Source organism: Geobacillus sp., from assembly GCF_017515625.1.
In the GTDB taxonomy this organism is placed as follows: Bacteria; Bacillota; Bacilli; order Bacillales; family Anoxybacillaceae; genus Geobacillus; species Geobacillus stearothermophilus.
On sequence record NZ_JAFWFM010000024.1, the window covers coordinates 1 to 7,802 of the forward strand.

Genomic DNA, 7,802 nt, shown 5'->3' on the forward strand with positions numbered 1-7,802 from the left:
GGAGTTTCTTTGTATGAATCATATCAAACCGATCGCATTGCTCGTTGAAGAAAAACGAATCGTGGATGCCCTTGCCCAGGTGCGGCCGCATTTAGAAAACATGGGATTGTTTCAATGGCGGCCGCTCATGGCTTCGTGGGACGAGATCGAACCGTTTCGGACGCTTGTCCGCCTGTTCGACTACGCGCTTATGTACCGGCATAGCGGGCTTGTCGCCCGGTACGCCCACCGGAAGTTCAACACGCTGCAGACGCTCGCGTGGTTGTGCGACGAATGGCTCGATCAACGCCGGCCGCTCGATGTGGAAGAGGCGCTCACTCCGCGCCTGACCGCCGCGCTCGAAGGCCGGGTGGAGGAGCCGAGGGAAGCGATCGCCCGGGCGGCGTTTGCGTTGGTGCGCGCTTTATTGGATATGCAGCGGATCGATGAGGCGCACGAATGGATGGATGTGGTTGCCCGCTATGAAACGGCGCCGATGCATGACAAGTGGGGCTATTTTTATATCGAGACCGGCGACCGGAAGCGCGCCGAACAGGTGATTCGCGCCGGTCTCGATGACCCGGAGCGCGGCGATATGTGCTATTTGCTTCTTGCCGATTTGTATGCGCTCGATGGCCGCCACCGCGAGGCGCTTGCCGTTTTGGAAGAAGGAAAGCAGCGTTTTCCGCAAGTGTTAGCGTTTTACGCTGAGCGCGTGCGCCGCCTGCGCGATGTGCGCGCCTACCGCGAGGCGCTCGCGGCGATGGAGGAGCTTGACCGCCTGAATCCGCTTCATATGCATCGCCGTTATTTCGCCCATTTGCGCGCCGAACTGTATTACCAGCTTGAGGAATGGGAGAAGCTTGAATCGCTTGTGAAAGCGGAGCCGCAGCTTGAAAAAACGCCGTACGCCCGCGCGCTTGGGCGGAAAGGGAAACGGTCGGTGGCGCTGCCGCTTGTGCCGGTCGTGCAAAAGCACAACTATTGCGTGCCGGCGAGTCTGGAAATGATGCTTCGATTGCTTGGTTCCCCCCGCACGCAGGATGAAGTGGCGGAACATATTTTTGATGTGCGCGGATCGAAGTTGTCCACGACCGTACATTATTTGGAAGATATTGGATTTGTTTGCCGCTTTTTCATCGGCACGCTGCCGCGCTGGAAGCGGCTCATTGATGAGGGCGTTCCGGTGCTGTTAAGCGTCGATTACGAACAGTCATCACACGTCCAAGTGCTGTTTGGCTATGACGAACGGCTCGAGGCGTTTTATGTGCAAGACCCGAATCTGTTTGATCCGTTTGTCGTTTCCGAGGACGAGCTTGCCAAGTGGTATGCAGGGACGCATTATTTGTCGATTGTGGCGCTTCCCCGGGAAAAAGCGGCGCTCGCCGCCGAGCTTCCGGAGGAGGAGGACCGCTATTTCCGTGAGCTGCACGCGTTGGCTGAAAAGATGGACGAGGACGAACAGGCGCATTTCGCCGCCTTTGTCGCCTTTTTGCGCCAGCATGAGCACATCCCGTACACATGGCTGTATGTCATGAAGCATTTCGGCATCGACGAGGCGAAGCCGCTTGTATTGGAGTATACGGAACGAGTCTTGAACGAGTATCCGGAACATAACGACTTGCTGCTGATGGCGGCGAAAGCGTACGTCTACACGCAAGAAATGGAGAAGGCTGAAGACGTGCTCAAACGGGTGAAAGGAAAGGCGCAAAGCCCGCTCTACCATTATTTGCGCGGCCGAATCGCCTTTTTTGCCAGCCGCTATGAAGAGGCGGCTCGCTATTTTCGCACCTCGCTCCAGTTGGACCCAGACCAGCCGGAAGTGTGGAGCTATTTCGGGCTCGCCTCGGCGTACGCCGGTCATATCGAAAAAGGGCTCATCTCTTCGCGCGTGGCAGTCAGCCTGTATCCGGGCGATTTGTTTATCGAAACGAATCACGGTGTGCTGTTGTTCCATGCGAAGCGGTTTGCCGAAGCGCGCGACTGGTTTGATCGTCTTGTGCGCCGCGAGCGGCGGGATGCCCAGCTTTGGTATGAGCGGGCCCGCTGCGATCGGGAGCTCGGCCGCCGGCGCAAGGCGGAACGCGGCTTTTGCGTCGCCAAAGCGCTCGACCCGCAGGAACCGTACCCGTATTTGATGTTGGCTGACTTGTATGATGACGACGGTGATCGGGAAAAAGCGAAAGCGGTGTTGGAAGAGGGATTGGCCGCCGCCTGGCGGTTGGCGCCGCTTTACGTCCGCCTTGGTGATCTCTATATGGAGGAAGGAGAGGCGGAACAAGCGGTTTCGTGCTACGAAGAGGCGATCCGCCATGACAGCGATGACGTGTTCGCCCATCTCGGCTTGGCGGCCGCCCTCGCGGAGCGCGGGGATGTGGAAGCGGCGCGCCGGTATGTAATCAAGCAGCGCACCCGTTTTGCCAACAACAGCGAATATTGGCTGAACGCGGGAAGATGGCTTGTCGCCCATGGGTTCGCCGACGAGGAGGAAGGACGCGAGACGGCGCTGTCGTGGTTGGAAGAAGGGTTGCGTCTGGCTGAGTTTGAGGCGGAAGAAGCGTACGAGTTTTACCTTGATCAGCTGGCAACGCCGTCTTTAGAGGAACGCGGCCGGGCGTTTTTAGAGCAGCTTGTCTCGGCTCGCCCGACACTCGCTTCGGCCCATTCCGCTCTCGGCGCCCTTTATGAACGGCAAGGCCGGCCGTCGAAGGCCATGGCGTTTTACCGAGAAGCTGCCGCCATGGGCCATGCGCTTTCCCTCTTCCGGCTCGCGGAGCTGTGCGCCTCGCTTGGACGCCACGAAGAGGCGAAACAACAGTATGAGGCTTGTCTCAAAGCCGATCCATCGTTTGTCCTTTGCCATTTTCGCTTAGCTTCACTCTATGAGGCGGAAGAAAACGAAGAGCGGCAGCACGCGCATTTGCTTCAGGCGGTGCGCTTGGCCCCGAAGCGCATCGATATGGAGCAGCTTGCCGCGATCGCGGAGCCTTCCGCGCTTCTCCGCGCGTTGGCTGACGCCCGTCCGCATGCAGGGGAGGTGTGGTATTACGACAGCCTTGGATATGTTTATGGAGCGCTTAAGCGCCGCGATCAAGAAAAGGCGGCCGTCGAGAAGGCGCTTGCTCTTGACCCGGACCATCCTGAAGTGCTCCGCCATTGGGCGATGGTGCTGATCGCGGAAGGAAGCCAAAAAGAGGCGGCGAAACTGCTCGAACAGTTGATGGTGCGCCATCCGGACGATGAATCGTTGTACCCGTTGTATGTGGCTCTCTTTCCGAAAACGATGCGCGGCTTAGGGAAGCTGCGCCATCGACTCGAGCGGCTGAAGGCAAGCCGCGAGGCGAAAAGCGTGATGTATCGGAACACCGCCTCGGCTCTTTTCCCGTATTTTGGCGAGGAGCAGGGGGGGCATGACGAACCGGTGCGATGGTGGACAAAAGCGAAAGAATGGGTCGGCACCGTTGTCTTGTTTTCGATTGTGACCGATTTCTACGACGAAGCGATTCGCCTCAACCGCAGCGATGCGGAAGCCTACAGGCGGCTCGCCCGCTTATATGCCGCGCTCGAATTGGACAGCGATGCCGTGAAAACGTGGCGCAAAGCGCTCGCCCGCGTTTGGGATCCGTCTTTGGCGCAAGAATTTGTGGAATATTTATTGGCCGCCGATGAGGAAAGAAAACGCGAGGAAGCGAAGCGCTGGCTGGAGCGGCTGCTGGCTGATGACCCGGATGATGTCGACCTGCGCGTGTTGCAGGCGGTCGTTTGGCTTCAAGAAGGACAGCGCGAGAAAGCCGAGCGGCAGCTCGAGGAGATTGTGGCGGAAGAACCGCTCGCCCGTGAGGCGCTCATGTTGCTTGGCGAGCATTATATGGAAACGGGCCGCTATCAAGAAGCGGCGGCGCTTTGGGAGCGCTATGCTGATTGGTATCCTGAGGATGAAGAGTTCCATATGCAGCTTGCGGCTGTTTATGAAGAAGCGGGGCGATCGATCAGGCGCTCGCGGCCATCGAGCGGTGCGTCCATATGGCCAACGATGCCCGGCTTCGCTACGAACGAGCCCGCTATCTCGCGCTGCTTGGACGCTTCGATGAGGCGAAAGAAGAGCTTCGGGCGGCGCTGGCGGCCGATGAAAGCGGGGAGCTGGCCGTCTTGGCAGCCGACGAGCCGGTATTTCACCGCTTGGAGCGGATGTGATCAATTGTTGCTTTTCTTTCGGTTGAAAGTTTGCTATTGTATGGAAAGAGAACAATCGACAGGCGAAAGGGAGGTGGACGCATGGAAGCGCCTATTGATTTGCTTGTGTATATGTCGCTTGTCGGCGCGCTATGGATCATCATGAAAGGACATACGAGCGCGCGCCGGATGGCAGGTTCGCTGTTTTATGAACCGGCGTTGGCCGCGGTTCGCGAGCATGAAGCAGAGGGAGGCGCCGAACGGGCGGCGCTTCCATGGCGCCCGCTGTTTTTGCCGCAGCGGCGGAAAATTCCCGTTCGGGAACGGACAAGCCGAACGGATGAGGATGGAAGGCCCTTTCCTTTATGTTGAAACGGCATGATTTTGCAACATGATATTGAAGGAGGGCTTTTCATGAAAAAATGGGTATTGGTGCTGCTTGGCGCCGTTTTGCTTCTTGCCGGCTGCAACCGCAACGAACCGATCGACGAACATAGCCAAGGCATTTGGAACCATTATTTTGTCTATCCAATGTCGAAGCTTCTTTTGACGCTTGGGCACTGGTTTGGCGACAATTACGGCATCGCCATTATCGTGCTGACGCTCATCGTCCGTTTTTGCTTGCTGCCGCTCATTTTGAAGCAGTTCCGCGCATCGATCGCCATGCAAAAACTGCGCCCGGAGCTTATGAAGCTGCAAGAAAAATATAAAAGCAAAGACCCGGAAACGCAGCGCAAGCTCCAGCAAGAAATGATGCAGCTGTATCAAAAGCACGGCGTCAACCCGGCGAGCGGCTGCCTGCCGGTGCTCATTCAAATGCCGATTTTTATGGCGCTGTATTACGCGATTTCGCGGACGCAAGAAATTAAAACGCATTCGTTCTTATGGGTCGAGCTCGGCCATCGCGATCCGTATTTCATTTTGCCCGTTTTAGCGGCGTTGACGACGTTCATCTCGCTCCGCCTGTCGCCGTCGATGGCTGAAGAACAAATGCCGCAAATGGCGATGATGTCGTACATCATGCCGGTTATGATTTTTATCGGCGCCAGCTCCGTTCCATCGGCGCTGTCGCTCTATTGGGTCGTTGGCGGCTGCTTCTCGATCATCCAGTCGCTCATTTTGCGTGCTCAAATGAAAGCGGCCAAAGCGGCGGAAAACAGCTAAAACGACTTCGACAATCCCCTGTCTGCTTCAAAGCAGGCAGGGGATTTGTTGTCTTATCTGCTATCCATATTGCTATGGTATAATGGTAGAAAAGCCCAACAAGATGTAGGCGGGATGAAAAAACAGCAACCCGACCATGCAGGAAGAGGAAAAGGAGTGAACGGGAATGAACAAAGCGCTTATTAACATCGACTACACCGTCGATTTCATCGCCGTTCATGGCGCGCTTACATGCGGGAAATCGGGGCAGGCTATTGAAAAAGAGCTCGTGCGGGTGACGAAACAGTTTATTGACAACGGTGATTTTGTCGTCTTTGCCATTGACAAGCATGTGGCGGGAGACGACTATCATCCGGAAACGAAGTTATTTCCGCCGCATAACATTGAAGGGACGGAGGGGCGAAAGCTGTACGGGGAGCTCGAGGCGGTGTATCAGGGGAACAAGCATAAAAACAATGTGTATTGGATGGACAAAACGCGCTACAGCGCGTTCGCCGGAACGGATTTGGAGCTGAAATTGCGCGAAAGAGGCATCACGGAAGTGCATTTGGTCGGCTGCTGCACCGATATTTGCGTCCTCCATACGGCGGTCGATGCGTACAACAAAGGATTTCGCATCGTCGTCCACCGGCGGGCGGTGGCGAGCTTCGACGCGGCGGGACACGAATGGGCGCTCCGCCATTTTCGCCATACGCTAGGCGCGAAAATAGTGGAATAATGGAGAAAACGTGATAGAATAGACGATGAACATTGTTTTATTCGGCGGCGCCGTCATTCGTGTGTTGGAGGTAGCAATTCATGAAGACATATGCTGATGACAGCTTGATGCTTCATACGGACTTATATCAAATCAATATGGTCGAGACGTATTGGGAAGATCGTATGCATGAGCGCCGCGCTGTGTTTGAAGTGTTTTTCCGCAAGCTGCCGTTTGGCAACGGCTATGCGGTGTTCGCTGGGTTGGAGCGCGTCATTCAGTTTTTGCAGCAGTTCCGATTTTCTGACAGCGACATCGACTATTTGCGCCAAGAACTTGGCTACCGCGACGACTTTTTAGACTATTTGCGGACGCTTCGCTTCACCGGCACGGTCCGTTCGATGCGCGAAGGGGAAGTGGTGTTTGCCAATGAACCGATTATGCGCATCGAGGCGCCGCTCGCCGAGGCGCAGCTCATCGAAACGGCTATTTTAAACATTATCAATTTCCAGACGCTCATCGCCACGAAAGCGTCGCGCATTAAGCATATTCTCGGGGATGAGCCGGCCTTGGAGTTCGGCAGCCGGCGGGCGCAGGAGATGGATGCGGCGCTTTGGGGCGCGCGCGCAGCGTATATCGGCGGGATTGAGGCGACATCAAACGTGCGTGCCGGGAAGCTGTTTGGCATTCCGGTCGCCGGAACGCACGCCCATTCAATGATTCAAGCGTATCAGGATGAATACACGGCCTTTTTGAAGTATGCACGCCGCCATAAAGACTGTGTCTTTCTTGTCGATACGTACGATACGTTGAAGTCGGGGGTGCCAAACGCCATTCGCGTCGCGAAGGAGCTGGGCGACCAAATCAACTTTATCGGCATCCGCATCGACAGCGGCGATTTGGCCTATTTGTCGAAAGAAGCGCGGAAAATGCTCGATGAAGCCGGATTTCCGAACGCGAAAATTTTCGCCTCAAACGATTTGGACGAAGATACGATTTTAAACTTGAAGTCGCAAGGGGCGAAAATCGATGTGTGGGGGATCGGCACCAAACTCATTACGGCGTACGATCAGCCGGCGCTCGGCGCCGTGTACAAAATGGTGGCGATCGAAAACGAACGCGGTGAGATGGTCGATACGATCAAAATCAGCGGCAATCCGGAAAAAGTGACGACGCCGGGGCTGAAGCGGGTGTACCGCATCGTCAACAAAATCAACCATAAAGCGGAAGGCGACTACATCGCCTTAGAGAGCGAAAACCCGCAGCAAGAAGAGCGGTTGAAAATGTTCCATCCGGTGTACACGTTCATCAGCAAATTCGTCACCAATTTCGAAGCGCGTGACTTGCATGTGACGATCTTCGACAACGGCCGGCTCGTGTATACGTCGCCGCCGCTTCCGGACATTCAAGCGTACGCAAAAGAAAGCTTGCGCTTGTTTTGGGAGGAGTACAAACGGACGCTCAATCCCGAGCAATATCCCGTTGATTTGAGCCAAGCGTGTTGGGACAATAAGATGGAAAACATCCGCAAGGTGAAAGAAAAAATTGCAGGCGCATCTTTAAGTGAATAACCGTCTTGGCTGCGGGGCAAGCGCATGATGTCGCTTTGTACGCGATCGACCGCCTTAACCGGTCCCGCGCGTTGCAACGCAAAGCGATATTCTTTTTTCCGCCGCAATAACAAAGGTGTCCCGAACGGCGCGGGACACCTCTTTCATGTATATAGATGTAACGAAGAAGTTTAACATATCCTTGACGGAAAAGCGGTTTGTCCATTTTCGACTGTCGA

Annotated in this window: 4 protein-coding genes and 1 pseudogene; all 5 read left to right on the forward strand. The window is 55.7% G+C overall.

Features of this window, described 5'->3' with window-relative positions:
• Positions 1-13 precede the first annotated feature (13 nt).
• The 5 genes and pseudogenes from IKE44_RS01610 to IKE44_RS01630 all read left to right on the forward strand — a co-directional run bounded on the left by IKE44_RS01610 (position 14) and on the right by IKE44_RS01630 (position 7,584).
• Positions 14-4,173, forward strand: a pseudogene (locus tag IKE44_RS01610) (tetratricopeptide repeat protein).
• Positions 4,174-4,254: 81 nt separating this feature from the next.
• On the forward strand, positions 4,255-4,524 hold the full coding sequence (locus IKE44_RS01615) for a hypothetical protein (protein ID WP_015374914.1): 270 nt from the start codon (positions 4,255-4,257) through the stop codon (positions 4,522-4,524).
• A gap of 42 nt (positions 4,525-4,566) precedes the next feature.
• Positions 4,567-5,316 (forward strand): membrane protein insertase YidC, encoded by a 750-nt coding sequence (yidC, locus tag IKE44_RS01620; protein WP_015374913.1) that lies wholly within the window; start codon positions 4,567-4,569, stop codon positions 5,314-5,316.
• Between the two features lie 166 nt (positions 5,317-5,482).
• Positions 5,483-6,034, forward strand: coding sequence for a cysteine hydrolase family protein (locus IKE44_RS01625; RefSeq protein WP_287464816.1), 552 nt, complete (start codon positions 5,483-5,485; stop codon positions 6,032-6,034).
• 80 nt (positions 6,035-6,114) lie between these two features.
• On the forward strand, positions 6,115-7,584 hold the full coding sequence (locus IKE44_RS01630) for a nicotinate phosphoribosyltransferase (RefSeq protein WP_015374911.1): 1,470 nt from the start codon (positions 6,115-6,117) through the stop codon (positions 7,582-7,584).
• Positions 7,585-7,802 lie beyond the last annotated feature (218 nt).